Below are 26957 nucleotides of genomic sequence, written 5' to 3'. Positions count from 1 at the left end.
TCAGGCTCCAATAGTGGTATCGAGTTCACGGTAATCCGGCAGGCTGCGGTCGATGACCTTGCCCTTGCGAAGGACGACGCGGTCGGACTGCGGACGGGAGAGGAATTCGCTCCAACGCCTGGCGCTGAAGAGGACGAGGTCGGCGGGGCCGCCGACGGCAATGCGGCCGATATCGGGGCGGCCGAGGATGGAGGCCGGCGAGGTGGTGACGACGCGGGCGGCCGTATCCAGCGGATGGTCGAGATGCAGGATGCGCACGGCCTCGCGGAAGATCTCGACGGGATCGAGATCGCCATAGGCATAGAAGGGGTCGCGGGTATTGTCGGAGGCGACAGCAGTGGGCACTCCAGCGGCGGTAAGCTCATGCAGCAGCGTGACGCCACGCCAGCGCGGCGTGCGGCCCGGATGGCGGTCCTGGAGATACATGTTGCACATCGGTAGCGACACGATCGAGATCCTGGCCTTGGCGACGAGATCGATCGTCGCGGTGGCGACATCCTCATCCTGGCGGGCGAGCGAGCAGCAATGGCCGGCGGTGACCTTGCCGGTGAAGCCGTTACGCAGCACGGCCTCGGCGATCGCCTTCAGCGTCAGCACTTCCCGGTCCTCGGTCTCGTCGACATGCAGGTCGATATCGAGACCATTGTCGGCGGCGGCGCGGATCAGCTTGTCGAGCTGGCTGTCGATCTCAGGGTTCAGCTGGGTGACGCCGCCGAGGAGGCCACCGGCCTCGCGGACGACCGTGATCAGATCGGCGAAGAAGGCGTCGTCGACCATGAAGTCCAGCGGGAAGAGGGCAACGGCCTGCAGCGCGATCTTGTCCTTCCAGGCCTCGCGCACCTCCGAGAACACCTCGAAGGAAATGCGGTGCTGTGGCGCCAGCGAATCTAGATGGGTGCGGATCAGGCTGGTACCGTGGGCGTAGGCGGCACGCAGCGAGAACTCCATGCGTTTACGGACATCGGCTGCGGACCAGTTGGCTTCGCGGTCGGAGCGCACGGCATCGAGCGCACCCATGAAGCTGCCGTCCGGATTGGCGCGGCGCTCCCAGATATGGCCCTTGTCGAGATGGGTGTGCATGTCGGCAAAAGTGGGCCAGACCATGCCGTCTCTCATGTCGGCCTTGGCGAATTCCGCAGGGGCAGTACCTGCGGGCAGAATGTCCTTGATGAGGCCATCGGCGACGACGATGTCGGCTTTCACGAGGCCTTCGCTGGACGGGCCGATAAAGCCGGTCAGTGTCACAGCGGGGACGGTGGCGTTGCTCAGCACGAAGCGTGCGGCGTTTGGCGGGGACATGAAGGAATAGGACATCAGTTTTCCCGCTTGAGGCTGCTTTCATGCCAGCGATGCAGGCTCAGCCATGAGATGAAGGAGGTGAGGGCGAAGATGGCGACGCCGAGCGCCGAGAGCAGCAGCAGGGCGGCGAACAGGCGCGGCATATTCTGGCGGTATTGCGCCTCAAGCAGGCGGAAGGCGAGGCCGGAATTGGGACCGCCGGAGCCGGCGGCGAATTCGGCGACCACGGAGGCGATCAGCGACAGGCCGCCGCCGATCCGAAGGCCCGTCATGAAATAGGGCTGGGCCGCCGGCAGTTTCAGATGCAGCAGCATCTGCCAGCGCGAGGCGCCGTAGAGGTCGAAGAGGTTCAGGAGATTGTGGTCGACGCTCTTCAGGCCCTGCACCATGTTGGAGAGGATCGGGAAGAAGGCGACGAGGAAGCCGCAGATCAGCAGCGCGGATTCGCGGGTGGGCGCGTAGATCAGGATCAGCGGTGCGATCGCCACGATCGGCGTTACCTGCAGGATGACGGCGAGCGGATAGAAGGCAAGCTCGATCCAGCGCGACTGCACCAGGAAGATCGCGAATCCAACGCCGCCGATCAGGGCCAGCGCCAGGGAAATAAAGGTGATCTGTGTGGTGACCCAGAGCGCCGGCCAGAGAATGCCCCAGTCGGACACAAGAGCTTTGGCAACGGCCAGCGGGCTCGGCAGGATATATTGCGGAATATCGGCGCCGACGACGAGAAGCTGCCAGAGGACGATCAGGACGACGACGGTCAGGACCGGCACGATGATACCGAGGGAGCGTTCGGCATTTCTGGTGCGGACGGCCGGCGTCGGCGGGGAGTCCGCTGCTTCCGTGGAGAGGTTTGCGGATAGGCTGGTGCTGTTGCTCATCAATGGGCCTCCGGCCAGCCAATGGCTTCGATCAGGGAACGGGACACTTTTTCGCAGACCTGCCGATATTCCTCGGAGGACCGGTAGAGGGGATCGCGCTCACCGCTGGTGTGCAGGGGGAAATCCATGTGGACGCGGCCGGGGCGGGCCTTCATGACGACGATGCGGTTGGAAAGGTAGGCGGACTCGTAAACGGAATGGGTGACGAAGATCACCGTGATGCCGGTGGTCTGCCACAGCCGCAGCACATCGTCGTTGAGCTTCTGGCGGGTGATCTCGTCGAGTGCTGCGAAGGGCTCGTCCATCAGGAGCAGCTTCGGCTTGGTGACCAGAGCGCGGGCGATGGAGACGCGCATCTTCATGCCGCCCGACAATTCGCGCGGATAGGCCTCGGCGAAATCCTGCAGACCGACGGTCGCCAGCGTCGCCATGATCTGATCACGGGCCGATGTCTCGGAAACGCCGCGCAGCTTCAGCGGCAGATGGACATTGCCGAAGACGGTCTTCCAGGGCAGCAGCGTCGGCTCCTGAAAGACGAAGCTGATATCGCCATCCGGAAGTCCTTTGGAATTGATGCGCGAGCTTGGCCAGTCTATCCGGCCGCTGGAGGCGCCGCCGAGGCCGGCGATGATACGCAGCGCCGTCGACTTGCCGCAGCCGGAGGGGCCGAGGAGACTGATGAACTCACCGCTTTCCACGTTGAGCGACATGCCGGAGAGCGCCAGCGTGCCGTTGGAGAAGACCTTCGAGACCTGCTCCATGACGACCAGCGGCCGCTTGCGCGGTTCGGTTCGGGTGGTCGTAGCGGCTTCAGGCAGTGTCATGGTTCGGCTCTTTGTTGATCCACCCTCCCTTTGAGGGGGAGGGTCGGAGCGAAGCTCCGGGGTGGGGTGATCCTTCGAAATCTCGGGGTGTCACCCCCACCCGCCGCTTTGCGGCGACCTCCCCCCCAAGGGGGAGGTACTAAGACTTACTTCTTCAGCGCCATCCCAAAACCCTTGCAGACGAACTGCGGATCGAAGGCCTTTTTATAGTCCGTATCGGCGTCGAAAATCTTGATCTGCACCATCTCGTCAAAGAACTTCTTGTAGTGCGCGTCGGTGATGCAGCCGATGCCCTTGTCGATGGCGTCGCCGGATTCCACGATGCCGTATTCCTTCATCTTGGCGATGGAATAGGCGATCTGGCCGTCCGTCATATCGGGATTGTCCTTCTTGATCAGATCGTTGGCCGCTTTGTTGTCGCCGTAGAGATAGTTGTACCAGCCTTCGATCGAGGCGTTGACGAAGCGTTGCACGAGGTCCGGGTTCTTCTGGACCATTGCGGTCTGTGCGGTGATCATTGTCGAATAGGGCGAATAGCCGGCATCGGCGATCAGGAAGACTTTCGGCTTCCAGCCGGCCTGCTTTTCGATCTCATAGGGTTCGGAGGTCAGATAGCCCTGCTGGGCCGACTGCTTGTCGGAGAGGAACGGCGCCGCGCTGAAATTGTAGGGCTTGAACTGTTCGTCCTTGAAGCCCGGGAAGTTCGCCTTCATCCACTCGAAATAGGTGACGTAGCCGTCCTTGCTCATGAACAGGGTGGGCAGCTTGGCAAGATCCTCGAATTTCTCCACGCCGGCGTCCGGATGGGCGATCAGCACCTGCGGATCCTTCTGGAAAATGGCGGCGACGTCGACGATCGGGATGCCTTGCTTGACGGCGTCGATTTCCTGCTGCGGGCCGCCCATGTAGAAATCGATCTTGCCGGAAATCAGCAGCGCCGAGTTGGCGGCATTCGGGCCACCCTGGACGATGGTGACGTCGAGACCGTATTTCTTGTAAGTGCCGTCGGCCACTGCCTGATAGAAACCGCCGTGTTCGGCCTGGGCGAGCCAGTTGGTGCCGTAGGTCACCTTATCGAGGGCGCTTGCGGGCTCCGCTACGGCAACGGCGGCCATCAGGCCCATGGCGGTCAGAAATGCTTTGGACTTCAATGCATTGAACATGGCTGGTTGTTCCCCTTATTCGCCATGAGACGCCACCAGTGACGCCCATTTTGTACATTTGAGCGATTGCGTTGCGCTTTGAAAAGCATCAAAATTCGTGCGCATTGATGCCTTTTAGGCATCTCAACCCGGGTCTGTGCCTAAATTGTGCGGCCTGGGTAAAATTTATGCAATGGGGACGCCTATGCTGCATTCAAGACGACTGCTCTATATCGACGAGATCGCTCGCTGCGGCTCGATCCGCAAGGCGGCGGCGAGGCTCAACGTGGCGTCCTCGGCGATCAATCGGCAGATATTGGCGCTGGAAGAGGAGATGGGAGCGCCGCTATTTGAGCGACTGCCGCGTGGCCTCAGGCTGACGGCGGCGGGCGAACTCTGCATCGAGCATATCCGCGAGGTGCTGAAGAATTACGAGCGGCTGGAGGGGCGCATCCGCAGCCTCAAGATGCAGCAGGCCGGCAAGGTCAGGATCGTCACGACGGTCGGCCTTGCCGCCGGGCCGCTGCCGGAGATCATCACGCGGTTCCTTTCCGAACATCCCCGCGTTTTCATCCAGTTGCGCAATGATTCCGGCTCGACCACCGTCGCGCCGGTACTTTCGGGCGAGGTGGATATCGGCCTCGGCTTCAACATTCCCGCGACCCCGGGCATTCGCTCGCTCGGCAATTTCGACATTCCGATCGGCGTCGTGTTGCCGCCGGGCCATCCGCTGATCGAGCCGGGGCCGATCAATCTGGCCGATGTGGTGGAGGAACGGCTGCTCCTGGCGCAGCCGGGCACCAGCCTGCGCGACATCATCAACCTGACGCTGGCGCGGCTGTCGGTGCAGGTCGAGCCGGTGCTGGAAAGCAATGCGTCGGAAATGCTGAAGCAGCTCGTCAAATGCGGGGCAGGGCTGACGCTGCTCAACCCGCTCGACGTGATCACCGATTGCCGGCGCGGCGAGCTGGTGTTCCGGCCGATCGCGGAACCGCATTCTCGGCATCAGCCGTTGAAGCTCTTTGCGCGGGCGCGGGCGCCGCTGGATGCGGCGACCAGCCTGTTCGTGGAATATCTGCTCGCCGAACTGGCCGGCCTGGTGGAGGAGCTACAGGCAAAAGGACACATCCTGATGCCGTCGGAACGGCGCCGGTCTGACGCCTATTTCGAGTAGAGGTTTGTCAGCGGATAGTCCCGGAGATCGTGCAGCATCTCGATAAAGCCCTTGATCTGATGACTGCAGATGAGCGCGCCCTTTTCCGCCGTGCCGTTGGCGGCATTGCCGACGACGCCGTTGGGGTTGAGATCATGGGCGATCCAGGCGAGCGAATGCGGCGGCAGCGGCTGAAGATAGTTGGAGTGTTCCTTCATCCACTCCGCCTTGGAGGAGAAGTTTTCCGCCTTGTCCATCCGCACCAGTTCGGGACGGAAATGCAACATCAGCGAGGTCTCGACGTCGCCGCCATGGATGCCGTAGCGCTGCTCATGCTCGCTGATCATGCCATCAGGCGTGCCGAAGCGCATCCATTGGGTGGCGACGACGGCCATCTGGTAGCGCACCCGCAATTCGCGCGCGACGATGCCCATGATGTCGAGATTGCCGCCATGGGAATTGACGATCACCATCTTGCGAATGCCGGCCTCGGCAACCTTGGCGCCGATCGCGGTCCAGACCGGGATCAGCAGTTCGGCGCTGAGCGAGAGCGTGCCGGGGCCATAGACATGCTCATTGGCCTTGCCGATCTCCTGGGTCGGCAGCACGAGAAAATCGAGATCATCGGGACGCTGGACCTTCAGTTCGGCCAGCATGCCGGTGGCGATAGCGACATCGGTTGCGATCGGCAGATGCGGACCGTGCTGTTCGGTCGAGGCGATCGGCAGGATCGCGATGGTGGTGTCTGGCGAAAGGCCGGCGAAATCATAGGTGTTCAGTTCGTTCCAATAGAAGGGCTTCGCCATGGCCATATCCTCTCATGTGCGTCTCTCATCTAACGGATACGGCAAGGATGCTGACGGAGGAAAGCATCAATTTGCGGCCGTGCCGCTGCCTTTTTGTGTACGCAGGCGGTGAGGGGCGTCACGATTGCCGGCCATGCTGCTTCGCTTTCGGAACGCAGGAGGAAATGCCCCAAAGGCGCATGGACAGGATTGTTTTTCCTTTTGTTGATAGATTTTATAGAAAACTAATTGCCCTGCGAATAGCGGTTCCGTGAAATGCGGTTGCTTGAGATAAGCAGTTTGACTTGGTACGTTGCTTGCATCCAGATTTCGGCGCGACATGCGGGGACAATGGGAATGAACATGAAGACATCCGTGGCGTTCGAGAAGGCGGTGCCCGTCGCCGATCCCGATGTGGCGCGAGCCGAATTTCGCAACGCCATGGCGCGCATGGCCGCGGCCGTGAACATCGTCACCACCAATGGCCCGGCGGGGCTCGCAGGCTTCGCCGCGACCGCCGTTTGCAGCGTTACCGACAGCCCGCCGACCCTGCTCGTCTGTCTCAATCGTGGCGCGTCCGTTCATCCGGCGGTGACGGAAAACGGCGTGCTCTGCGTCAACGTGCTGTCGGAAGGACATCAGGACCTCTCGCGCCTCTTTGGCGGCAAGACGCCGGTTGCCGAACGCTTCGCCGCGGCCGCATGGTCGGAACTGTCGACCGGCTCGCCGGCACTGGAGGACGCACTCGTCTCCTTCGACTGCCGCATCGTACGCCGCGCCGATGGCGGCACGCACGATATCCTGATGTGCGAAGTCGACGCCATCCGCCAGCGCGACGGCGGGCAGGGGCTGGTTTACTTCGACCGGGCCTATCATCCGGCGGGTCAGGCCGAATAGGTCAGCTTTCTCAGTAGTTTTCCTGATACCACTCGACGAAGCGGCGCACGCCCTCGTCGACCTCGATCTGCGGCTTGAAGCCGGTCAGCGCCACCAGCAGGTCCGGCACGGCATAGGTGTTGTGCACGTCGCCGGGCTGCATCGGCAGCATCTGGCGGATCGCCTTCTTGCCGAGCATCGCCTCGATGGTCTCGACGAAGGCCATCAGCCCGACCGGCTGGCCGCCGCCAATATTGACGATGCGGAAAGGGGCGTTCTTCGACAGCGTATCGCTGATCGTGTCCGATACGACGCGGTTTTCTTCCGAGGGAATGACGCCGATCAGCTTGACGATACCTTCGACGAGGTCGTCGATATAGGTGAAATCGCGGCTCATCTTGCCTTCGCCATAGATCTCGATCGGGCGGTCGTTCTTGATGGCGTCGACGAACTTGAACAGCGCCATGTCCGGCCGGCCCCAGGGACCGTAGACGGTGAAGAAGCGGAAGACGGTGGTCGGGATGTCGAAGAGATGGGCGTAGCTATGCGCCATCAACTCCATGCTCTTCTTCGTCGCCGCATAGATCGTCATCTGCTCGTCGGCCTTGTCGCTTTCCGCGAAAGGGATCTTCTCGTTGGCGCCGTAGACCGAGGAGGTGGAGGCGAGCAGCAGATGTTTCGGCTGAATGCTTCTCGCCAGTTCCAGCACGTTGAACGAGCCGACGAGGTTGGAATCCACGTAGGAGCGTGGATTTTCCAGGCTGTAGCGCACGCCGGCCTGGGCCGCGAGGTGGACGATGATGTCGGGTTCCGCGAGTTCGGCTGCGTGATCCAGCGCCGCCTTGTCCTCCAGCATGCCGGTCACGGCCTTGAAGCCGTTGGAGCGGGCGAGGATGGCGGTGCGCTTCTCCTTGAGCTTGACGTCGTAATAGGGCGTCATGCCGTCGAAGCCGACGACGAAATGTCCGTCGTCGAGCAGGCGCTTGGCGAGATGAAAGCCGATGAAGCCGGCGGTTCCGGTGATGAGATAGCGCATTCGTCGGCCCTTGCTTACAGTTCGGCCCCGTTCATGGGTCTGCCGATACTTGTATAGACAAAGCCGTGCTTTGTGACCTCCTCATGGCGATAGATATTTCTGAGGTCGACAAGGACGGGAGCGTTCATGACGCTCTTCAGCCGGGCGAAGTCGAGCGCGCGGAACTGGTTCCATTCGGTGACGATGACAAGAGCATCGGCACCCTGCGCCGCGCGATAGGCGTCGGGGGCATAGGCAATGTCGTCGATCACCTGGCGGGCATTGTCCATGCCCTCGGGATCGTAGCCGGTCACCGTGGCGCCGGCGTCCTGCAGCGTCTGGATGACCGAGATCGCCGGGCTGTCGCGCATGTCGTCGGTGTTAGGCTTGAAGGTCAGGCCGAGTACGGCAACGGTCTTGCCCCTGACATCGCCGCCCATGGCCGCGATCACCTTGCGGCCCATGGCGCGCTTGCGATTGTCGTTGATCGAGATGGTCGTCTCGATCAGCCGCACGGGGCTGTCAAAATCCTGCGCGGTCTTGGCGAGCGCCAGCGTATCCTTCGGGAAGCAGGAGCCGCCATAGCCGGGGCCGGCATGCAGGAATTTCGAGCCGATGCGGCCGTCGAGCCCGATGCCGCGCGACACTTCCTGCACATTGGCGCCGACCTTCTCGCAGAGGTCGGCCATCTCGTTGATGAAGGTGATCTTCATGGCGAGAAACGCGTTGGCGGCGTATTTGATCAGTTCCGACGTGCGGCGGGTGGTGAACAGCAGCGGCGCCTGGTTGAGATAGAGCGGCCGGTAGACCTCGGTCATGACACCGCGAGCGCGGTCGTCGTTAAGGCCGATGACGATGCGGTCGGGACGCTTGAAGTCCTCGATGGCCGCACCTTCGCGCAAAAATTCCGGATTGGAGACGACGGCGACATCGGCATCCGGATTGGTTTCGCGAATGATGCGCTCGACCTCGTCGCCGGTGCCGACCGGTACGGTCGACTTAGTGACGATGACGGTGAAGCCCTTGACGTGCTCGGCAATCTCGCGGGCGGCGGCATAGACGTAGGAAAGATCGGCATGGCCATCGCCGCGCCGCGACGGCGTGCCCACGGCGATGAAGACGACGTCGCTGGCGGCAACGCTGGTTTCGACATCGGTCGAGAAGGACAGGCGACCGGCGCGAACATTGTCGGCGACGAGCTGTTCGAGGCCAGGCTCGAAGATCGGGATTTCACCTTTCAGCAGCGCCTCGATCTTGCCGACGTCCTTGTCGACGCAAATGACGTCATGGCCGAAATCCGCAAAGCAGACACCAGACACAAGACCCACATAACCCGAACCGATCATCGTGATGTGCATGGAACTTCAATCCTCTTGCTTGCAGTGGGCTCAGCGCTGCGGCGCGATCCCTTCATTGGCGGTCGCCTGCGCTTATACACAGGATCGCCGGGGACGCCTATACGTTGCGGTGCTTATCCAGGGCACTGCACAGACGTGTCATAAAGACCAAAAAGATAAAGGCAATGTGACATGCGTGGATCGCTACAGTTCCAAACCGTCGAACGGCTTGCCAGCCTTCGGTGGCATGCTAGACATTTGGGATCAACGCCATTCCATTCATCTGAAGGCAATTCCCCATGACATTCGATCTCATCGTCCGCAATGCCAACCTTCCTGACGGCCGCAAGGGGCAGGATATTGCCATTGCCGGCGGCAAGATCGTGGCTGTCGAGCCCCGACTGAAGGCGGAGGCGGGGCGTGTGATCGATGCCGGCGGCCATCTGGTGGCGCCTCCTTTCATCGATTGCCATTTTCATATGGACGCAACCCTGTCGCTCGGCCTGCCGCGTTTGAATACCTCGGGGACGCTGCTGGAGGGCATTGCACTCTGGGGAGAGCTGAAACCGCTCTTGACGCATGAGGCGGTGGCAGAGCGGGCCCTGCGTTATTGCGATCTTGCGGTATCGCAGGGGCTTTTGGCCGTGCGCACCCATGTCGACATCTGTGACGACCGGCTGCTTGCTGTTGAAGCGCTGCTGGAGGTGAAGAAGCAGGTCGCGCCCTATCTCGACCTGCAGCTCGTCGCCTTTCCGCAGGACGGTTATTATCGTTCGCCGACGGCGGCACAGAATCTCGAGCGCGCGCTTGATCTCGGCGTCGATATCGTCGGCGGCATTCCGCATTTCGAGCGGACGATGGAGGATGGCGCGCGTTCGGTGCGGGCGCTTTGCGAGATCGCCGAAAAGCGCGGCCTGATGGTCGACATGCATTGCGACGAGACCGACGATCCGCTGTCGCGCCACATCGAGACGCTGGCGGCCGAAACCACGCGGCTCGGTCTTCAGGGCAGGGTGGCCGGCTCGCATCTGACCTCGATGCATTCGATGGACAATTATTATGTCTCGAAGCTCCTGCCGTTGATTGCGGAAGCGGGTGTGCATGCGATCCCGAACCCGCTGATCAACATCATGCTGCAGGGGCGGCACGACACCTATCCGAAGCGGCGCGGGCTGACCCGAGTCAAGGAGATGCGCGAATTCGGCATCAATATCGCCTTTGGCCAGGATTGCTGCATGGACCCCTGGTATTCGCTCGGCGGCGCCGACATGCTGGATGTCGCGCATATGGGGCTACATGTCGGGCAGTTGGCGTCACGCGAAGCCATGCGTTTCTGCTTCGACGCCGTCACCGCCAATCCGGCCAAGGTGATGGGCATCGACGGTTACGGGCTGGACGTCGGCTGCAACGGCGATCTCGTCGTGCTGCAGGCCCGGGATACGATCGAGGCTGTCCGGATGCGCGCCGGCCGCCTGTTCGTCGTCCGCCGCGGCAAGGTGATCAGCGAGACGCCGGCGCGTGTTGCAACGCTGTCGCTTGCTGGGAGGCCGGGATCGGTCGATCCGGCCACTTATGCGCCAAATGCAGCCGAGGGCTGAAGCGGCCAGGCATGTCGCGGTCTGTTGCTTGTGATTGCCACTGCATTGCACCATGATAGGCGGGGCGCAGTCGTTTCGACGGGAACGGTGCTGAATGGGCGATGTGGGGCGTTTGCATGAAGTCGAGTTTCGCCGTGCGTACAATGCGAGCCGGGGAATTGGAGCTTGCTCTGGAATGGGCTCGACAGGAGGGATGGAATCCCGGTGTCGACGATGCTCCGGCATTCTGGGAGGCGGATCCTTCCGGCTTTTTCGTCGGCGCGATCGGTGAGGTGCCGGTCGGCTGCATTTCCCTCGTGCGCTATGGCGAAAGCTTCGCCTTTCTTGGCTTATTCATGGTCCACCCGGAATTTCGCGGCAAGGGTTATGGCAAGGCGCTGTGGAACAAGGTCATGGCCTTCGCGGGCAACCGCACCGTCGGTCTCGACGGCGTCGTTGCGCAGCAGGAAAACTATCGCCGCCACGGCTTCGAGGCGGCCTATCGCACCCTGCGCTACGGTGGCGTCGCCAAAGTGCCCGACATAGACAAGGCCGTCGAAGTCGTGCCGGTCACGCAGGGCAGGCTTGAGGCGCTGCTGCGCTACGATGCCGGCATTTTCCCGGGGCTGCGCTATTCCTTTCTCAATGCCTGGTGCGGCGCACCCGAGAGACGAAAATCCTTCATGGTCGGCAGCGGCAGCCGGATCCGCGGCTATGGCACGATCCGGCGCTGTTTCGAGGGGCTCAAGATCGGCCCGCTCTTTGCAAACAGCCCCGATGTCGCGGCAGCCCTGCTGGCCACACTGCTGTCGGAGGCCAAGGGGAGGCCGGTGTATCTGGACGTGCCCGCTGAAAATGCCGAGGCAATCGGGCTTGCCGAAGCCTGCGGGCTGTCTCCGGTGTTCGAAACGGCACGGATGTATCGAGGTGCTGCCCCGAACATGCCGCTCAATCGCGTCTTCGCCGTCACCACGCTCGAACTCGGCTAGTTCTCGGTTTTTTACGTTTTTGCTCCTGAAATCCGATAGATCCAGGAAGGGTTTGGCTTTCGCCGGCGCGTGCCGACAGGAAGAATCCTGTTGGAGGCGCTGATTCGTCACGTAAAAAGCCGAATCTCCTGAGACAACAGGGTCGCTTTCCGAAAAACAAAGCTTTATAGATGCGCGGGTTTGAGCAAGGCGCGTCTCTGCGCGCAGGAAGCGGGAATGGAGAAATGACGAACGTAGTTGTGATCGGTTCGCAATGGGGTGACGAAGGCAAGGGCAAGATTGTCGACTGGCTTTCGGAACGCGCCGATGTGATCGTGCGCTTTCAGGGTGGCCACAATGCCGGTCATACGCTGGTTGTCGATGGTGTCAGCTATAAGCTCGCGCTGCTGCCCTCGGGGCTCGTTCGCGGCAAGCTGAGCGTTATCGGAAACGGCGTCGTCGTCGATCCGCATCATTTCGTCGCCGAAGTCGAGAAGCTGCGCGCCCAGGGCATCGCGGTCACGCCCGACGTGCTGCGCATCGCCGAAAACGCACCGCTGATCCTGTCGCTGCACCGCGATCTCGACGCGCTTCGCGAAGACGCCGCCTCCAACAGCGGCACGAAGATCGGCACGACGCGTCGCGGCATCGGACCTGCCTATGAAGACAAGGTCGGCCGTCGCGCTATCCGCGTTATCGATCTCTCCGAGCCGGAAACGCTGCCCGCCAAGATCGACCGGCTGCTGACGCATCACAATGCGTTGCGTCGCGGCATGGGTCTCGATGAAATCTCCTTCGATTCGTTGCACGAGGAACTGACCTCGGTTGCAGAACACATTCTTCCTTATATGGACCAGGTCTGGCGGCTGCTCGACGAGCAGCGCAAGGCGGGCGCCCGCATCCTGTTCGAAGGCGCGCAAGGCGCGCTGCTCGACAACGACCACGGCACCTATCCCTTCGTAACCTCGTCCAACACGGTGGCGGGACAGGCGGCAGCCGGCTCTGGCCTCGGACCGACGGCGCTCGGCTATGTGCTCGGCATCACCAAGGCCTATACGACGCGCGTCGGCGAAGGACCTTTCCCCTGCGAACTGCATGACGAGATCGGCAAGCACCTGTCGACGGTCGGTCGCGAAGTCGGTGTCAACACCGGCCGTCCGCGCCGTTGCGGCTGGTTCGATGCCGTACTGGTTCGCCAGACCGTCAAGACCTCCGGCATTACCGGTATTGCGCTGACCAAGCTCGACGTGCTCGATGGTCTCGACGAGCTGAAGATCTGCATCGGCTACAGACTGGATGGCAAGGAAATCGACTACCTGCCGTCGAGCCAGGCGGCGCAAGCCCGTGTCGAGCCGATCTACATCACGCTCGAAGGCTGGAAGGAATCGACCGTCGGTGCTCGCAAATGGGCCGATCTGCCGGCGCAGGCGATCAAATATGTCCGGCAGGTGGAAGAGCTGATCGGTGCGCCCGTGGCGATGCTTTCGACCAGCCCGGAGCGCGAAGACACCATACTTGTGACTGATCCGTTTGAGGGCTAATGTCACGAATTAATGACGAATCCCGGTCCGGCTGTGTGGCGGGCATCATGAGAAAGTACTGATGGCGGATTTTGTAGCAGTCATTCGGCGGGCCGTGGATGGCCTGACCGAAAACACTCCCGAGATGCGGGTCAAGGTTTACGAGCGCGCTCGTGGTGCCGTGCAGCGGCAGCTCGAGAGCATGAAGCCGCGTCCGCCGGAGGAGATGCTACGCCGCCAGCTCGACAAGCTCGAAACCGCGATCGTCGAGGTGGAAGCGGAACACGCCGAAGCCTTGCCGTCGACCGAGGAGCCTGTCGCGGAAGTCCCTGTTGTGCATGAAGAGCCGCAGGTAGGACTTCCCGAAGAGCACCATGTCGAGGAAGAGCATGTCGTAGAGGAGCCGGAACCAGCTCCCGCCGAGGTGCATGCGCAAGAGGAAGTAGCCGCTTACGTTCCGGCGCATGAAGAACCTGTCTATGAAGAAGAGCCCATCCATGAAGAAGAGCCGGTGCATGTCCAGCACGAGGTTGTGGACGAACACGAGCCGGTAGAAGCATGGCACGACGCGCCGCAAGAGCCGGAGCCCGTGGCGGCTCATCACGCCGAGGCCCATGTCGAGCCTGTCGATGAGTATGCCGAACCTGTCCACGAAGAGGTTCATTACGAAGAGCCGCAGCACCATGCTGAGGAACAGCCGGCCGTTGCCGCCGAGCCTGAGCCGGCTCCGCAGCGACCGCATGTCATTCACTCTTCCGCCGATGACGTCATCAGTCAGGTCGAGGAGATTTGGGCCGAGGTCGGCGCGCCTTCGAAGCAGGCCACGCCCGAGCCCGTCATGCCCGCCGCCGCCTTCACGCCGGCTCCCTTCGGTCATCCCGTCGCGGAGCCTGCTGTCGCGAAGACGGCAACGGTCGATAACGGTTTTGCCTGGGACGCGGATGTCTTCGGGGAACTGCAATCGGCCCCGGCTGCCAAGCCGGCGCAGCCCGCACGGCAGGTGCCGGACAATGCCTTTGACGATGTCGATCTTTTTGCCGACGTGCATTCATCGCCGAAAGCCGCGCCGAAGAGCGAGGCTGATAGTGACGGTTGGCGCGAACTCAAGGAACTCGCCGGTTTCGACAAGCTTGCCGAAAATGGGGATAGCGGTAACGGCTCCTCCATTCCGCCGGATATCGATCGGGACATGGCGTCGCGGCTGCAGGGCAAGAGCTTCCGCATGGAGCCGAAGCGCCGCCGTTTCGGCGCGACTGCTGCTATCTTGACGCTTATCGGCGTTGCGGCCGTTGCCGGTGGCGGCTATGCCGCCTGGCTGAACCGCGAAGCGCTCGACAAGATGGTCACGGATCTCATCAGTTCGGCGCCGAAGACCGCGACCAGCACGCCATCTTCGGACACCGCCAGCAACAATACCGCGCCGGCCACCACTCCTCCTGCAGCTTCGCCTGCGACCACGCCAGCGCAAAATGGCAACGCCGCCGCGACCACGCCGGCAGCGGGCAATACCAATGTCGCCTCGCTCGACAGCGATCCGAATACGGTCAACACCAAGTTCACCCAGCGCCTGCTGGCAAACGGTACGGAAGAGGATGAAGGCCCGGCGGCCGGCGGACAGCCAGGCGTGGCCGAAGGCAAGTCCGTCGCCGAACAGAACGTCGCTTCCGCCGCTCCAGCGACTGGTGCCGCGGCTGCGCCCGCCGGCAATGCGGACGCCGCTCAGGCGACGCAGAACCCTGCCGCGACCGTCCCGGCCGCGACACCACCGGCTGCCGCTGATCAGCAGGCTTCCGCCACGCCTCAGCAGGCCGCGCCGGTCGCGGATGGACAGAAGGTGTTCCTCTATGAGGAACGTCTCGGCCAGACATCGCCGACGGCTTTCGAAGGCACGGTCACCTGGTCGGTACAGGAAGGCAAGGGCGCTGATGGTCGTCCGGAGCCATCCGTTCAGGGTCTCATCAGCGTACCGCAGCGTGGGCTGACGGCGACGATCACCGTGTCGCGCAATACGGACTCTTCGCTTCCGGCAAGCCATCTGGTGGAACTGGCCTTCCAGGTTCCGCCGAATTTTGAGGGTGGCGCGATCGACAACGTGCAGCGCATTGCGCTCAAGGCGACCGAGCAGGATCGTGGCGACGCGCTGATTGCGGTGCCGGCCAAGGTTACGGATGATGTCTACATGGTCGCGCTCAACGATTTCCCGGATGCGCGCAAGACCAACCTTGATCTGTTGAAAACTCGCAACTGGATCGACATCCCCGTGGTTTATCGTAACGGCCGTCGCGCCCTGCTGACCATGGAAAAAGGTCCGACCGGCACCGACGCCTTCAACAAGGCGATCACTGAATGGCAGGCGCTCGGCGGCGTTGCTTCGAGCGGCCAGTAACTGGCTTCAAATAGTTGGAATCGAAAAAGGCGGGCTTTGCGGCCCGCCTTTTTGTTTGAAAGCTTTGGGTGTGGCGTTGGCACCTCGCTCGTTAAGCGGTGGCCTCGACGACGCGTAGCGCCTTGGCGCGTTCCATCGCGTCCTTCTGGACGGCTTCCTGGACCTTTTCGAAGGCACGGACCTCGATCTGGCGGACGCGTTCGCGGCTGATGTCGAACTCGGACGAGAGATCTTCCAGCGTCACTGGATCTTCCGAGAGGCGACGAGCCTCGAAGATGCGGCGTTCGCGGTCGTTCAGGACGCTCATGGCGCGGGCCAGCATACGGCGGCGCGTATCAAGCTCATCCTGCTCGATCAGCACGGCTTCCTGGCTTTCATGATCGTCCACCAGCCAATCCTGCCACTGGCCGGACTCGCCCTCGGATGCCCTGATCGGTGCATTCAGCGAAGCGTCGCCCGAGAGGCGGCGGTTCATCGAAATGACCTCTTCCTCGGAGACCTTCAGCTTGGTGGCGATCTCGGAGACATGCTCCGGCTTCAGGTCACCTTCATCGATGGCCTGGATACGGCCCTTCAGGCGGCGCAAGTTGAAGAACAGGCGCTTCTGGTTGGCCGTCGTGCCCATCTTCACCAGCGACCACGAGCGCAGGATATATTCCTGGATCGAGGCCTTGATCCACCACATGGCATAGGTTGCCAGGCGGAAGCCGCGTTCCGGGTCGAATTTCTTGACAGCCTGCATCAGGCCGACATTGCCTTCGGAGACGACTTCCCCGATCGGCAGGCCGTAGCCGCGATAGCCCATGGCAATCTTCGCCACGAGGCGCAGATGGCTGGTGACGAGTCTGTGTGCGGCCTCACGGTCTGCATGTTCCGCGTAGCGCTTGGCGAGCATATACTCTTCCTGCGGCTCCAGCATCGGGAACTTGCGGATCTCGTCGAGATAACGGTTAAGGCCGGCTTCACCGGCGGCAATGGACGGCAAGGTATTACGGGCCATGAATGTGCACCCTCCTATTCGAGATTTGGTCCCTTCTGGGGGCGTGTTGCACGCTCTTTGCGAAGCTGACCAAGGCGTGCAGGTCTGAAGACCCCGCACTAAACCAATATGTAGATAAGTACGGCCAAACAGTGATTCAAGAACATGGTCACGCAGCTGTTACTCGGCGTGAATGCTAATCACGCCGTGACATTCGCCCTTGTGACTATCCTCCCGAATCTTCCGGCCCTGGGGGATCCAACCACTTGAACAGCAAATACTTTGCGTTCAGGGCGGATGAGGGATGTGCCGGAAATCGGTTCCGAGACACATTATAGGCGCGGGAGAGGCAGGCGTCCAGCCATGTGATTGTAGGGGTCGCCGATCCTCACCCGCGCAGTATGGCGGCCAGCTCTTCCATATCGTCCGGCAGGGGCGCTTCGAAATGCATCACTTCGCCTGTGCGCGGATGTTCGAATTGCAGCAGGTAGGCGTGGAGCGCCTGGCGCGGAAAGCGGTTGACGGCTTCCCTTGCGGCATCCGGCAGGAGGTTCGCCTTGGTCTTGAAGCCGCCGCCATAGGCGGCATCGCCGAGAAGCGGGTGGCCGATATGTGCCATGTGGACGCGGATCTGGTGGGTGCGGCCGGTTTCGAGGTGGCAGTCGATCAGCGAGGCGAGCGCGGTGGCGTCCGGAGCCTCGTGAAAGCGCTCTATCACTTCATAATGCGTGATGGCTTCGTCGGCGTCCGGGCTGCCGGGGCGCTTGACGGAACGTCGCGTCCGGTCTCCGGTGGCGCGGCCGAGCGGCGCGTTGACGGTGCCGACGAGCTGGCGCGGGCGGCCCCAGACGATCGCCTGATAGGCGCGTTCCAGCGGCGTGGTGCGGCCGTGGTCGGCAAATTGCAGCGACAGGTGGCGGTGGGCGATATCGTTCTTGGCAACGACCATGACGCCGGTCGTGTCCTTGTCCAGCCGATGGACGATGCCTGGTCGGCGCACGCCGCCGATGCCGGAGAGGCTGTCGCCGCAGTGATGGATGAGCGCGTTGACCAGCGTACCGGTCCAGTTACCGGCGCCGGGATGCACGACGAGGCCGGCGGGCTTGGAGATGACGATGACGTCTTCGTCCTCGAAGAGCACGTCGAGCGGGATATCCTCTCCCTGCGGCGTCGGATCTTCCGGTTCGGGCATTGAGATCTCGTAGGTGTCGCCGGGACGCACCTTGCGCTTGGCGTCGGTCACCGGGGTGCCGTTGAGCAGAACGGCATTGGCCTTGATCAGCGCCTGGATGCGGCTACGGGACAATTCCTCGTCCATTTGCGCTGTCAGCCATGCATCGAGCCGCCCTTCGGCGGTTTCATCGGCAGTTAGGACTTTTCTATTGCCCGCGGCTTCTTTAAAGGGGTCGCTCAAACGCATTTCTCCGGCGCACAGGCGCTCTTCAGGAAATAAGGACGCATCGATGACGAATCTCGAGCCAGACGATCAAGAGGAGAAGCCCCTCGATCCGGCCCTGGAAAGTGTCCGACGCAAGATGGTCCGCCTGCAGATCGTCTCGGCGGCCGTCATGGTGGTGAGCCTTATGGCCGTGTTCGGCGCCGTTGTCTATAAGACGATGCGCGCTCCGGCGAAGCCTGCGGGCTCGGCTGCCTCGAATATTCCTTCGGACGCTCCCGTCTCCGTGACGGCTGCCCTGCCGCAGGGATTTACTGTCCAGTCGACGGCGCTTTCCGGCAATCAGGTGCTGTTCTACGGCACGCTTGCCAGCGGCCAGCGCCAGGCCATCGTCTTCGATTACGGCATCGGCCGCATCGTTGCGACGATAGCGCTCCCCAACTGACGGCTTGACGATGGCGGGCGATCGGCTGATCGAGATCAAGCATCCCGACGATCCGCGCATCGCCGAGTTTCGCGATATCCGCGAGCGTGACCTGACCGGCCGCGAAAGCCGCTTCATTGCCGAGGGTACGGTGGTGCTGCGGCTCCTGGCCGGAGCGCATGCAGCTGGCGGGGATTTCGTTGCCGAAAAGGTGCTGTTGCTGCGCAATCGCGCCGCCGGGTTGGAAGAGATCATCGCGACCTTTCCGCCCGACGTGCCGATCTATGTTGCGGAAAGCGCGATCCTGGACGGCATCGTCGGCTTCCATCTGCATCGGGGTGTCCTGGCGCTCGGACGGCGGACGGCGGACACGGATATGGACGCCTTTCTCGAACGGCTGCCGAAACGTTCGCTCGTTCTTGTCGGTTGCGGCATCTCCAATCATGACAATGTCGGCTCGATGTTTCGCAATGCCGCGGCTTTCGGCGCCGATGCGGTGTTGCTGGACGAGACTTGCTGCGATCCGCTCTATCGCAAGGCGTTGCGCGTCTCGGTCGGCTCGGTGCTGACCATGCCTTACCGCCGTCAGCTGAGCGATGTCGACCTGCTTGCGGCGCTGGCGGAGCGCGGCTTTGCTATCTGGAGCCTGTCGCCGCGCGGAACCACCGATATCCGCGCCGTTCCTCCAACGGATCGTATGGCGCTGGTGGTCGGCACGGAGGGGGAGGGGCTGCCGCAGGAGATCCTGTCGGGTTTTGGCAGCGTGCGGATACCGCAGGCGCCGGGGCTGGATAGCCTGAATGTGGCGACGGCGAGCGGCATCGCGCTTTTCGAGATGGCATCGCTGCTGAAGCGGGTCTGAATTTCCGCCTTCACCGAACCTTTGCGGCTATTTCCGCAAGAGGGCGGCGGCGCGATGGGCGAGGCTAAGGCGCGTGCCCTGTGCGGCGGGGTTGGCTTCCTTCGGCAGGAGATCGAAGATCGGCGATTGATCGCCTTCCCGGCGGGCGGTCAGCGCCACCATGTTGGCGGCGATAACGGCGATTTCCTCGCGCATGGCCTGGTCATGCGCCGGTGAGCGCGATTTGGACAGGCGGTCCGAAAGGGCTGCGGCGCGATTGCGCACCTCTTCCGTCATATGGGCGATATCGTCTTCCAAGCTGCGCTCCGGTTTCGATGCGTTGGCGTCATTGTCCGCGGTTGCCGGGATTGCCTGTTCGGCCATCGGCTTGGCGCCGTTGGCCCGCTTGGCGGACGAGACGAGATGGGCGGCGCGGGGTGTTCGGCCGGTTGGTCGTGCCTCACCATTGCCGGCTTCCAGTTTGTCCTTCAGGCGCGCCATCGCGGTTTCCTTGTCGGCGTTGCCGGCAATCTCCCGGTTCAGCCGCTCGTCGAGTCGCCGGGCCTTGTCGCTCTCCTGACCCAGCAGCGTTTCGGCATCCCTGGCGCGCTGGCTTGCCTGGTTCAGATCCTGGCGCAGCGTGTCGCGCTCGTCCCGCAACGTGTTGATGCGCAGCTTCAGGCTTTCGACTTCGGTTTCTCGCGCCGCCAGATCGATCTTCAGATTATCGGCGTCGGCGGCCATCTTGGTCATCCGCTTGCGCAGGCTGTCGATATCGGCATCCTTTTCGGCACTTGCCTGCTCGACCGCATGCACGCCGGATTTCAGCTGGCTGATATCGCTTTCCTCACGGCGCAGGCGTGAGCGCAGCTCGCCGGCCTCGGTTTCCAGATCGTCGATGCGGGTCTGCAACTCGCGGCTCTCGGCAGCAAAGCGGCTGGCTTCCTGCAGAAGCTTGCCATTGTGTATCTGCAGCGCGACGCCCTTGTCCCGCTCCTGGGTCAGCCGCTGTTCCGTCTTGGCGTTCTCGGCGGCAAAAAGGGCGCGTGCCATGTCCTTCTGAGCTCGCACTTCCTGCGGGCTCAGCGGCATCGTGGCCTTCAGCCGCTTTTCCGTGAACCAGACAATGCGACGATGGATCGCGGGCGCAATCAGGAAAGCCAGAAAGGCGGCGGTTAGAAAGCCCAATCCGAACAACAGAGCAAATTCAATCACGGCACTGCCTGCATCTGGGAGTTGTTTGCGATATCGGTGAATTGATTAAGCATGGGGGCGAGCCGACGGGCAAGGGTTTAAATCGGATATGGTTTACCGGCGGGCCGACGTTCCCGGATAAGAAAAGGCCCGCGATTGGCGCGGGCCAGGAGATCGAAGGCATGGGAGGCGATATTGCTCGTAACCTCAGAAAGGATTCCATGTCGCGCTCGGCGTGACCTTGAGGTAGCCGAGATTGACGCCGAGACGGGCGCCGAGGCCGGTGCGGATCGGCACCAGCACGATGTTGTTGTTCTTCAGTACCGTCATGCCGAAGCCGGCGACGACGAAGGCCTGGCCGCTGACGCCGCCGAAACGAGTATAGACGCTGTCGATGCTCGGCAGGTCGTAGACCAGCATCATGACGCGGGCGCCCTGGCCGCCATAATCGAGGCCGAGGGACGGCCCCTGCCAATAGAGCGGGTGTTCGCCGGCATTCTTGGTGTTGAGCTGGCCTTCGCCATAGGTCAGGCCGGCGATGAAGGCGCCGGAACCTTCCTGGCCGAGGATGTAGCCGTTCGGCAGGCCATATTGCTGGAAGGCGCGTTCAACGACCTTGGCGAGGCCGCCGCTGGTGGAGCCGAAGAAGGAATGTCCGGCGTCGACGATTTCCTGCATCGAATAGTGTTGGTTGGTCGGCGCCGCCGCCGCCTGACGAACCGGCAATGCGAAGCTCACGAACGCAACGATGGCCAAGATCAAGCCGAGGCCTACCGTTCTTGAGCCGGGGCTGGGCATTCTCTTCAGGAGTTGATAGCGCATGTCAGTCATCCGTTCATCATGGTCGGTGCGATTGAGAGCGGGCGTGTGGCGCATTCGCATGAACGCGCCCAATATGCCTCGCTCCCCGTTCCAGACTGTTCCGCCCGATTTCCGCACGGCGATTCGCGCGCGAAAAAGTCTGGTGGTGATGAATGCATTTTGCGTCGATCATCTTAACAATCGGTTTACCAAATATGGTGTCTTTATGGCGAGTGGTACGCCGCCTGCGGCAATCCTCGAGCAATCTTGCCGTGGCAACGTAAAATCATACGGCGTTCCGCCTTGTCAGCATTCAGGAGACAATGAATGTCGAAGAATCCGAACCTCACCTTGACCGGACCGGATCTGGCCGCGCTGCTATGCAGCCGCGTTTGCCATGATGTGATCTCGCCGGTCGGTGCGATCAATAACGGCCTGGAGCTGCTCGACGAGGGCGGTGCTGATGCCGATGCCATGGACCTGATCCGCACCAGCGCCCTCAACGCTTCGGTCCGCCTCAAATTCGCGCGTCTTGCCTTCGGCGCCTCCGGTTCTGTCGGCGCCTCGATCGATACGGGCGAGGCCGAGCGTGCCGCCAAGGATTTCGCCGCCGCCGAAAAGAAGGCCGAGGTGAGCTGGACCGGCCCGCGCGCCATCATCCCCAAGAACCGGGTCAAGCTTCTGCTCAATCTCTTCCTCGTCGCCTATGGCTCGATCCCGCGCGGCGGCAATATCGACGTGACGCTGGAAAATCCCGATCTTGACGCCAAGTTCACGATCACCACCAAGGGCCGGCTGATGCGTGTTCCGCCGAAATTCGCCGAAATCTGCTCCGGCACGCTGGAAGAGGCGGTCGACGCCCATTCGATCCAGCCTTACTACACCGTGCTTCTGGCTGACGAGAGCGGCATGGAACTTTCCTACAAGGCCACGCCGGAAGAGCTGACCTTCATCGCCACCATGCGCGGCGAATAGTCGGTTTTCGTAGACTCTATTTCGATACCCCCGCAACGGAACCGGTTGCGGGGGTATTTTTACGTGTATCGAAATACCTCTGCACAATCTTTTGGCCGTTCGCGCAATTGACAATATAACGGTAACGAATCCTTAGCCTCGCGCCCCTATCGTTCCAATTTGAGGTTGGTGCCCGACCGATGGCGACCGGGCGCGAAGGAGCGGATAATGCAGCGGTTCATGATTACGGATACGTCGGATGTCGTACGCAAGGTCGGCAAGCGCATTCTGTCAGAGCTGGATTTTCTCGTGAGCGAAGCCGGCGATGCCCGCGAGGCGTTGGCGCGCTGCCAGGCTGAAATTCCCGATTATCTGATCGTCGATGCCGGCATGGAAGGCGCTCTCGAGTTGATCGCCAGCATCCGCGCCATGCCGAACGGCAAGGACGTGAAGATCTACTACTGCGTCATCGAGGCGGATCTGCGCAAGCTGATGGCCGGAAAACGGGCCGGCGCCACCGATTTCCTTCTGAAGCCTTTCGACCGCAAGATCCTGACTGCCGTTTTCGGCAATCGCGCCATCGCGGCCTGATCCCAGCCAAGCCGTTCCAGTCTATGGATGACAGCCGCCTCTCCGGGCGGCTTTTTTGTTGCAGTGACACCGACAACAAAAAATCCCGCCTGATGCGGCGGGATTTCGATTGGTGTGGCGGTTGTGGGGTAGGCGGCTCAGGCGCTTTCGGCTAGCTCGTTATTGTCGGGTTCGCGCAGCACATAACCGCGACCCCAGACAGTTTCGATGTAGTTAGCGCCGCCGGCGGCATTTGCGAGCTTCTTGCGCAGCTTGCAGATGAAGACGTCGATGATCTTGAGTTCCGGCTCGTCCATGCCGCCATAAAGGTGGTTCAGGAACATTTCCTTGGTGAGCGTGGTGCCCTTGCGGAGCGAAAGCAGCTCCAGCATCTGGTATTCCTTGCCCGTCAGATGTACGCGCTGGCCGCCGACTTCGACGGTCTTGGCGTCGAGATTGACGATCAGTTCGCCGGTCATGATCACCGACTGGGCATGGCCCTTGGAACGGCGGACGATGGCGTGAATTCGTGCGACCAATTCATCCTTGTGAAAGGGTTTGGTCATATAGTCGTCTGCACCGAAGCCGAGACCGCGAACCTTGTCTTCAATACCGGCCATGCCGGAGAGAATGAGGATCGGTGTCTTTACCTTCGACAGGCGCAGGGTACGAAGCACTTCGTAGCCGGACATGTCGGGAAGGTTAAGATCGAGCAGAATGATGTCGTAGTCGTAGAGCTTTCCAAGATCCACGCCTTCTTCACCGAGATCGGTGGTGTAGACGTTGAAACTCTCGGATTTGAGCATCAGCTCGATGCTCTGCGCTGTCGCGCTATCGTCTTCAATTAATAGAACCCGCATAATTATCCCCTTTACCGCCGCCGAAAGGTCGTCAGCCCCCTACGCGATACCGAACAAATCACTGCCTGATTTGGAAGCTGCCATGGAATGGTTAACAAATTCTGATTCACTCTGGCAAGTCGTATCGAATTTATTAAATAATTTTTCCATTGCACTGTTTTCCAAAGACAATCGGCAAATATCAATCCTAAAGTGTTGCATTAAGAAGACACGCCAAGTGATTCATTCGACTCGCCAATGCCAACATATCGAATTCCGACTGCGGCATTTACTGACCCTTAAATCATTGTCCCTATCATTAACGATGCCCGTAAACGAAAGGTTACCAGCGGTAGGTTTTTATTAAGATCGCTGGAAATTTTTTTAACCAAACCGTTTCAAAGCGGCGCGGCGGGTCATTTTATCGAGAGCCGGGGTCTCGCATCACGGGAGTAATGCGTATGAAGTCACGTGAGAGCCTAACGCGCCTGAAAGAGTTTCAGGTGAACGAAAAACGCCGTCAGTTGCAGCAATTGCAGATGATGATGGCGGAATTCGACCGTATGACAAAGGATCTGGAGAGCCAGATCGTGCTGGAAGAGAAAAAGTCCGGCATTGTCGACCCGAGCCACTTTGCCTACCCGACCTTTGCCAAGGCCGCACGCCAGCGTGCGGACAACCTGCAGGTGTCGATCCGGGAATTGCAGGTGCAGGAAGAGGCGTTGGAAACATCGCTGGAAGAAATGCAGGCCGAATATGCCAAGGCGGCAGCCTTGGAAGAGCGTGACGGCTCTGGTCCGGTTAGGGCACGCGCCTGATCTAACCATTCCGTCGCCAGCTGTTGCCCCTAAGCCGACTGTGTTCCGAAATCGGAATGTTTTCCGGGGGATACGGGAAGCGACGGGAACGGCACGAGAGCCGTGCATGACTGGCCTTGATTGGGCCGGCCATGCACGGTTTTTGGTGTTTTCTGGAGAAAAAGTGGGCCGTCCTTGCTGAAGGGACGCCTACATATTCACAACGTCATGCCATTCTTTATGACGTAGAGACTGCGCCTTGAAAAAGGGGCAGAGCGGGATGATTTTCCAGCCGCCGTGGCGGGCTTCCTCGACGGCATGAAGGGCGAGTGCCTGGCCGACGCCCTTGCCGCGAAGCGCATCCGGAACACCGGTATGATCGATAATGATAAGGTTCGGGGACGCGCGGGAAAAGGTCATCTCGGCCTCGTGGCCTTCGACCGTCGCGACATAGCGGCCGCCTGACGCATTGTTTTCGTTGCGAATATCCATGATCAACCTCCCAAATGTTGCATATTGGGAAGAGTGACATGCGGAAGGCGAGCTGCCAACCGGTGAAATCGGCAACGCATCGTCTCGTCTCCTTCTCGAATATCACTTCGATATCAAGGAGAGTATTAAACAGTCCAATTGGACGGATTTTATGCTTGATTTGCCAAATGCGGTTTTCCGCGGCCGCTTGGCTATCGCCAAAACAGGCGGGCTTGCCGCGACGTCCATACAGCCAGGTCTGTGGTTTTTACGCTGGCTGCATCATGATTTCGGGCCTTCTTCTTGTCCTGGAGAGGAGGGAAGGAGGCCCGAACCGAAGATCAAACGGATATCGCGGCTGCTGCAATCGTCAGTGACGATACTGCTGTATGCGGGTCGTCCGCAGGCCCGCGAGGCCATGGGAATTGATGGACGACTGCCAGGAAAGGAACTCTTCGACAGTGAGCGTATAACGTTCGCAGGCTTCTTCCAAGCTCAGCAGGCCGCCGCGCACAGCGGCGACAACCTCGGCCTTACGACGGATAACCCAGCGGCGCGTGTTCGGCGGCGGCAGGTCGGCTATCGTCAGCGGGCTGCCATCGGGGCCGATGACATACTTTACTCGGGGACGTATCATTTCGGTCATTGGACTCTCTACACATACTCAAGACCACAAGAGCCACTCTAGCTTGCCACATTTAAAAATTGCCTAAGCGCATAGTAACACTTTGCTAAGAATTTTAAGAAAAACCGCCGCGGGCTGATTTGCACCTGGCATGGTGCCACAACCGGCCAAGCAATCCCCTATAATTCGTAGGAGAAAACAGGCTTCGCCACTATTTTTTGTCAGTGAAAACTTACGTTTCCGGATCGAAAACTACGCGTCGACCAGATTTTTCTTTCCGCCCCAGCAGATGAAATTGGGGTTGGCGAAATCGGAATCCTCGCTTTGATCGGTCTTGCCGTAGGCGAGGGGATGGCCGTCGAGCGTGACGGTCGAGCCGCCGGCGGCGCGCAATACGGCGTCGCCGGCCGCCGTGTCCCATTCCATCGTGCGAGTAAAGCGCGGATAGACATCGGCCTTGCCTTCGGCGAGAAGACAGAATTTCAGCGAGGAGCCGATCGAAGTGCAGGCAGAGACGGCGTTTTCTTCCAGAAAGCTGTCCGTCCTCGGGCTGCTGTTGCAGCGGCTGGCAAGCGCCAGCAGCCTGTCGGGCCGCCCGCGCACGGCAATGATCGAGCGGTCGGAGACGGTGAAATTGTCCGAAATGGCGAGCTTGCGCGCCTCGCCGCCTTCTCCGGTGAAGGCAATGCCGAGCGCCGGCGCGAAAACGATCCCGGCGACGGGAGCACCGTTGTGGATATAGGCGATGTTGACGGTAAACTCGTCGCGATGCTCGATGAATTCGCGCGTGCCATCGAGCGGATCGACGAGGAAGAAGGAGCGGCCGCGAATGTCGGGAATCCTGCCGGCAGCCACCGATTCCTCGGCAATTGCCGGGATGTCGGGGAAGTCGCGCGTCAGATGCTCGAGAATGATATGTTCGGCGCGTTCGTCGGCGACGGTGACGGGGCTCTGGTCTTGCTTCAAGGCGACAGCGTAGCCCGCGCGGTAGACCTCCAAAATGGCCTTACCTGCCTCAAGGGCCGCTTTTTCAAATGTCGCGAGCATTTGCCTGTTCGTCTTTCCGCAGCTCGTCTGCGTTGCAAGTTGGGAGTTATAATACTTAAGAGGTCTTCACTATGAAGTGTAGACCCGGCGTCGATCACGTTTTTACCGCTTAGCTATCGGATCGTGACTCGACAAGAGGACTTTGCAGCCCTGCGCCGATCCCGGTGGCATCCACGCAACCGCGTGCTTTTTGGGATATAGCGGTTGGCCGCCGTAGCGCATTCGGGAAAGAAGATGTCCTGTTTGCGAAGATTTT

The 26957-nt window shown here is 61.1% G+C and carries 26 protein-coding genes; 11 read left to right on the top strand and 15 right to left on the bottom strand.

Annotated elements, in window-relative coordinates; genetic code table 11:
• The 4 genes from AC1RO0_RS05870 to AC1RO0_RS05855 all read right to left on the bottom strand — a co-directional run bounded on the left by AC1RO0_RS05870 (position 1) and on the right by AC1RO0_RS05855 (position 4167).
• Positions 1-1314, bottom strand: a complete 1314-nt coding sequence (locus AC1RO0_RS05870; protein ID WP_498591947.1) for a cytosine deaminase — start codon at positions 1312-1314, stop codon at positions 1-3.
• On the bottom strand, positions 1314-2180 hold the full coding sequence (locus tag AC1RO0_RS05865; RefSeq protein WP_498591946.1) for an ABC transporter permease: 867 nt from the start codon (positions 2178-2180) through the stop codon (positions 1314-1316). The genes AC1RO0_RS05870 and AC1RO0_RS05865 overlap by 1 nt, the downstream gene beginning before the upstream one ends.
• Positions 2180-3004: an ABC transporter ATP-binding protein gene (locus tag AC1RO0_RS05860; RefSeq protein WP_498591945.1), complete on the bottom strand. Its 825-nt coding sequence runs from the start codon at positions 3002-3004 to the stop codon at positions 2180-2182. Before AC1RO0_RS05860 ends, AC1RO0_RS05865 begins: the two co-directional genes overlap by 1 nt.
• Before the next feature lie 146 nt (positions 3005-3150).
• Positions 3151-4167 (bottom strand): ABC transporter substrate-binding protein, encoded by a 1017-nt coding sequence (locus tag AC1RO0_RS05855; protein ID WP_498591944.1) that lies wholly within the window; start codon positions 4165-4167, stop codon positions 3151-3153.
• 184 nt (positions 4168-4351) lie between these two features.
• Here AC1RO0_RS05855 and AC1RO0_RS05850 point away from each other — a divergent pair, with 184 nt between their 5' ends.
• A complete protein-coding gene (locus AC1RO0_RS05850) occupies positions 4352-5320 on the top strand; it encodes a LysR family transcriptional regulator (RefSeq protein WP_498591943.1) in 969 nt (322 codons plus the stop codon).
• Here AC1RO0_RS05850 and AC1RO0_RS05845 read toward each other — a convergent pair.
• Positions 5308-6105 (bottom strand): creatininase family protein, encoded by a 798-nt coding sequence (locus tag AC1RO0_RS05845; protein ID WP_498591942.1) that lies wholly within the window; start codon positions 6103-6105, stop codon positions 5308-5310. The two genes, AC1RO0_RS05850 and AC1RO0_RS05845, sit on opposite strands and share 13 nt — an antisense overlap.
• 336 nt (positions 6106-6441) lie before the next feature.
• Between AC1RO0_RS05845 and rutF the strand changes: the two genes are divergently transcribed.
• Complete coding sequence (gene rutF, locus AC1RO0_RS05840; protein ID WP_498591941.1) at positions 6442-6981, top strand: NADH-dependent FMN reductase RutF; 540 nt, start codon at positions 6442-6444, stop codon at positions 6979-6981.
• 10 nt (positions 6982-6991) lie between these two features.
• Here the strand turns inward: rutF and AC1RO0_RS05835 are convergent, their stop codons facing one another.
• Positions 6992-7996, bottom strand: coding sequence for an NAD-dependent epimerase (locus AC1RO0_RS05835; RefSeq protein ID WP_498591940.1), 1005 nt, complete (start codon positions 7994-7996; stop codon positions 6992-6994).
• Between the two features lie 14 nt (positions 7997-8010).
• On the bottom strand, positions 8011-9333 hold the full coding sequence (locus AC1RO0_RS05830; RefSeq protein WP_498591939.1) for a UDP-glucose dehydrogenase family protein: 1323 nt from the start codon (positions 9331-9333) through the stop codon (positions 8011-8013).
• A 278-nt stretch (positions 9334-9611) separates the two neighbouring features.
• Between AC1RO0_RS05830 and AC1RO0_RS05825 the strand changes: the two genes are divergently transcribed.
• From AC1RO0_RS05825 to AC1RO0_RS05810, 4 genes are all read left to right on the top strand, one after another.
• The gene (locus tag AC1RO0_RS05825; RefSeq protein ID WP_498591938.1) at positions 9612-10910 is read left to right on the top strand and encodes an amidohydrolase family protein; all 1299 of its coding nucleotides are present in this window, start codon (positions 9612-9614) and stop codon (positions 10908-10910) included.
• A gap of 116 nt (positions 10911-11026) precedes the next feature.
• Positions 11027-11878, top strand: a complete 852-nt coding sequence (locus AC1RO0_RS05820) for a GNAT family N-acetyltransferase (protein ID WP_498591937.1) — start codon at positions 11027-11029, stop codon at positions 11876-11878.
• A 224-nt stretch (positions 11879-12102) separates the two neighbouring features.
• The gene (locus tag AC1RO0_RS05815; RefSeq protein WP_498591936.1) at positions 12103-13398 is read left to right on the top strand and encodes an adenylosuccinate synthase; all 1296 of its coding nucleotides are present in this window, start codon (positions 12103-12105) and stop codon (positions 13396-13398) included.
• A 61-nt stretch (positions 13399-13459) separates the two neighbouring features.
• The gene (locus AC1RO0_RS05810; protein WP_498591935.1) at positions 13460-15763 is read left to right on the top strand and encodes a hypothetical protein; all 2304 of its coding nucleotides are present in this window, start codon (positions 13460-13462) and stop codon (positions 15761-15763) included.
• A 91-nt stretch (positions 15764-15854) separates the two neighbouring features.
• Here AC1RO0_RS05810 and rpoH read toward each other — a convergent pair whose 3' ends face one another.
• The gene (rpoH, locus tag AC1RO0_RS05805) at positions 15855-16763 is read right to left on the bottom strand and encodes an RNA polymerase sigma factor RpoH (RefSeq protein ID WP_498591934.1); all 909 of its coding nucleotides are present in this window, start codon (positions 16761-16763) and stop codon (positions 15855-15857) included.
• A 367-nt stretch (positions 16764-17130) separates the two neighbouring features.
• The gene (locus AC1RO0_RS05800) at positions 17131-18156 is read right to left on the bottom strand and encodes an RluA family pseudouridine synthase (RefSeq protein ID WP_498591933.1); all 1026 of its coding nucleotides are present in this window, start codon (positions 18154-18156) and stop codon (positions 17131-17133) included.
• 49 nt (positions 18157-18205) lie between these two features.
• Here AC1RO0_RS05800 and AC1RO0_RS05795 point away from each other — a divergent pair, with 49 nt between their 5' ends.
• Complete coding sequence (locus AC1RO0_RS05795) at positions 18206-18583, top strand: hypothetical protein (protein ID WP_498591932.1); 378 nt, start codon at positions 18206-18208, stop codon at positions 18581-18583.
• A gap of 10 nt (positions 18584-18593) precedes the next feature.
• Positions 18594-19424 (top strand): TrmH family RNA methyltransferase, encoded by an 831-nt coding sequence (locus tag AC1RO0_RS05790; RefSeq protein WP_498591931.1) that lies wholly within the window; start codon positions 18594-18596, stop codon positions 19422-19424.
• Positions 19425-19451: 27 nt separating this feature from the next.
• On the opposite strand, the gene AC1RO0_RS05785 is transcribed toward AC1RO0_RS05790, so the two are convergent.
• Together AC1RO0_RS05785 and AC1RO0_RS05780 are read right to left on the bottom strand one after the other, a co-directional pair.
• Positions 19452-20618: a hypothetical protein gene (locus AC1RO0_RS05785; RefSeq protein WP_498591930.1), complete on the bottom strand. Its 1167-nt coding sequence runs from the start codon at positions 20616-20618 to the stop codon at positions 19452-19454.
• Positions 20619-20804: 186 nt separating this feature from the next.
• Positions 20805-21419 carry a DUF1134 domain-containing protein gene (locus AC1RO0_RS05780; protein WP_229202536.1) on the bottom strand — a complete coding sequence of 205 codons (615 nt, stop codon included), beginning with the start codon at positions 21417-21419 and terminating at the stop codon, positions 20805-20807.
• Between the two features lie 306 nt (positions 21420-21725).
• Between AC1RO0_RS05780 and chpT the strand changes: the two genes are divergently transcribed.
• Together chpT and AC1RO0_RS05770 are read left to right on the top strand one after the other, a co-directional pair.
• A complete protein-coding gene (gene chpT, locus AC1RO0_RS05775) occupies positions 21726-22373 on the top strand; it encodes a histidine phosphotransferase ChpT (protein ID WP_498591929.1) in 648 nt (215 codons plus the stop codon).
• 207 nt (positions 22374-22580) lie between these two features.
• Positions 22581-22943, top strand: a complete 363-nt coding sequence (locus tag AC1RO0_RS05770) for a response regulator (RefSeq protein ID WP_368509916.1) — start codon at positions 22581-22583, stop codon at positions 22941-22943.
• A gap of 137 nt (positions 22944-23080) precedes the next feature.
• Here the strand turns inward: AC1RO0_RS05770 and ctrA are convergent, their stop codons facing one another.
• A complete protein-coding gene (gene ctrA, locus AC1RO0_RS05765; protein WP_007703801.1) occupies positions 23081-23782 on the bottom strand; it encodes a response regulator transcription factor CtrA in 702 nt (233 codons plus the stop codon).
• A 440-nt stretch (positions 23783-24222) separates the two neighbouring features.
• Between ctrA and AC1RO0_RS05760 the strand changes: the two genes are divergently transcribed.
• On the top strand, positions 24223-24579 hold the full coding sequence (locus AC1RO0_RS05760; protein ID WP_007703800.1) for a hypothetical protein: 357 nt from the start codon (positions 24223-24225) through the stop codon (positions 24577-24579).
• 189 nt (positions 24580-24768) lie between these two features.
• Here the strand turns inward: AC1RO0_RS05760 and AC1RO0_RS05755 are convergent, their stop codons facing one another.
• The 3 genes from AC1RO0_RS05755 to cysQ all read right to left on the bottom strand — a co-directional run bounded on the left by AC1RO0_RS05755 (position 24769) and on the right by cysQ (position 26701).
• Positions 24769-25050 (bottom strand): GNAT family N-acetyltransferase, encoded by a 282-nt coding sequence (locus AC1RO0_RS05755; protein WP_012652124.1) that lies wholly within the window; start codon positions 25048-25050, stop codon positions 24769-24771.
• 349 nt (positions 25051-25399) lie between these two features.
• Positions 25400-25675, bottom strand: a complete 276-nt coding sequence (sciP, locus tag AC1RO0_RS05750; RefSeq protein WP_007533628.1) for a CtrA inhibitor SciP — start codon at positions 25673-25675, stop codon at positions 25400-25402.
• Positions 25676-25906: 231 nt separating this feature from the next.
• The gene (cysQ, locus tag AC1RO0_RS05745; RefSeq protein ID WP_498591928.1) at positions 25907-26701 is read right to left on the bottom strand and encodes a 3'(2'),5'-bisphosphate nucleotidase CysQ; all 795 of its coding nucleotides are present in this window, start codon (positions 26699-26701) and stop codon (positions 25907-25909) included.
• Positions 26702-26957 lie beyond the last annotated feature (256 nt).

This window comes from Rhizobium sp. GW821-FHT14E12 (assembly GCF_058803745.1).
The sequence above is the reverse complement of the archived record's forward strand: the minus strand, read 5'-3'. Positions and strand labels throughout refer to the sequence as shown.

What these genes read in the sequence shown, in the direction of transcription:
- AC1RO0_RS05870 (WP_498591947.1), bottom strand. Translation starts at nt 1,314, where the DNA reads ATGTCCTATTCCTTCATGTCCCCGCCAAACGCCGCACGCTTCGTGCTG.
- AC1RO0_RS05865 (WP_498591946.1), bottom strand. Translation starts at nt 2,180, where the DNA reads ATGAGCAACAGCACCAGCCTATCCGCAAACCTCTCCACGGAAGCAGCG.
- AC1RO0_RS05860 (WP_498591945.1), bottom strand. Translation starts at nt 3,004, where the DNA reads ATGACACTGCCTGAAGCCGCTACGACCACCCGAACCGAACCGCGCAAG.
- AC1RO0_RS05855 (WP_498591944.1), bottom strand. Translation starts at nt 4,167, where the DNA reads ATGTTCAATGCATTGAAGTCCAAAGCATTTCTGACCGCCATGGGCCTG.
- AC1RO0_RS05850 (WP_498591943.1), top strand. Translation starts at nt 4,352, where the DNA reads ATGCTGCATTCAAGACGACTGCTCTATATCGACGAGATCGCTCGCTGC.
- AC1RO0_RS05845 (WP_498591942.1), bottom strand. Translation starts at nt 6,105, where the DNA reads ATGGCGAAGCCCTTCTATTGGAACGAACTGAACACCTATGATTTCGCC.
- rutF (WP_498591941.1), top strand. Translation starts at nt 6,442, where the DNA reads ATGAACATGAAGACATCCGTGGCGTTCGAGAAGGCGGTGCCCGTCGCC.
- AC1RO0_RS05835 (WP_498591940.1), bottom strand. Translation starts at nt 7,996, where the DNA reads ATGCGCTATCTCATCACCGGAACCGCCGGCTTCATCGGCTTTCATCTC.
- AC1RO0_RS05830 (WP_498591939.1), bottom strand. Translation starts at nt 9,333, where the DNA reads ATGCACATCACGATGATCGGTTCGGGTTATGTGGGTCTTGTGTCTGGT.
- AC1RO0_RS05825 (WP_498591938.1), top strand. Translation starts at nt 9,612, where the DNA reads ATGACATTCGATCTCATCGTCCGCAATGCCAACCTTCCTGACGGCCGC.
- AC1RO0_RS05820 (WP_498591937.1), top strand. Translation starts at nt 11,027, where the DNA reads ATGAAGTCGAGTTTCGCCGTGCGTACAATGCGAGCCGGGGAATTGGAG.
- AC1RO0_RS05815 (WP_498591936.1), top strand. Translation starts at nt 12,103, where the DNA reads ATGACGAACGTAGTTGTGATCGGTTCGCAATGGGGTGACGAAGGCAAG.
- AC1RO0_RS05810 (WP_498591935.1), top strand. Translation starts at nt 13,460, where the DNA reads ATGGCGGATTTTGTAGCAGTCATTCGGCGGGCCGTGGATGGCCTGACC.
- rpoH (WP_498591934.1), bottom strand. Translation starts at nt 16,763, where the DNA reads ATGGCCCGTAATACCTTGCCGTCCATTGCCGCCGGTGAAGCCGGCCTT.
- AC1RO0_RS05795 (WP_498591932.1), top strand. Translation starts at nt 18,206, where the DNA reads ATGACGAATCTCGAGCCAGACGATCAAGAGGAGAAGCCCCTCGATCCG.
- AC1RO0_RS05790 (WP_498591931.1), top strand. Translation starts at nt 18,594, where the DNA reads ATGGCGGGCGATCGGCTGATCGAGATCAAGCATCCCGACGATCCGCGC.
- AC1RO0_RS05780 (WP_229202536.1), bottom strand. Translation starts at nt 21,419, where the DNA reads ATGCGCTATCAACTCCTGAAGAGAATGCCCAGCCCCGGCTCAAGAACG.
- chpT (WP_498591929.1), top strand. Translation starts at nt 21,726, where the DNA reads ATGTCGAAGAATCCGAACCTCACCTTGACCGGACCGGATCTGGCCGCG.
- AC1RO0_RS05770 (WP_368509916.1), top strand. Translation starts at nt 22,581, where the DNA reads ATGCAGCGGTTCATGATTACGGATACGTCGGATGTCGTACGCAAGGTC.
- ctrA (WP_007703801.1), bottom strand. Translation starts at nt 23,782, where the DNA reads ATGCGGGTTCTATTAATTGAAGACGATAGCGCGACAGCGCAGAGCATC.
- AC1RO0_RS05760 (WP_007703800.1), top strand. Translation starts at nt 24,223, where the DNA reads ATGAAGTCACGTGAGAGCCTAACGCGCCTGAAAGAGTTTCAGGTGAAC.
- AC1RO0_RS05755 (WP_012652124.1), bottom strand. Translation starts at nt 25,050, where the DNA reads ATGGATATTCGCAACGAAAACAATGCGTCAGGCGGCCGCTATGTCGCG.
- sciP (WP_007533628.1), bottom strand. Translation starts at nt 25,675, where the DNA reads ATGACCGAAATGATACGTCCCCGAGTAAAGTATGTCATCGGCCCCGAT.
- cysQ (WP_498591928.1), bottom strand. Translation starts at nt 26,701, where the DNA reads ATGCTCGCGACATTTGAAAAAGCGGCCCTTGAGGCAGGTAAGGCCATT.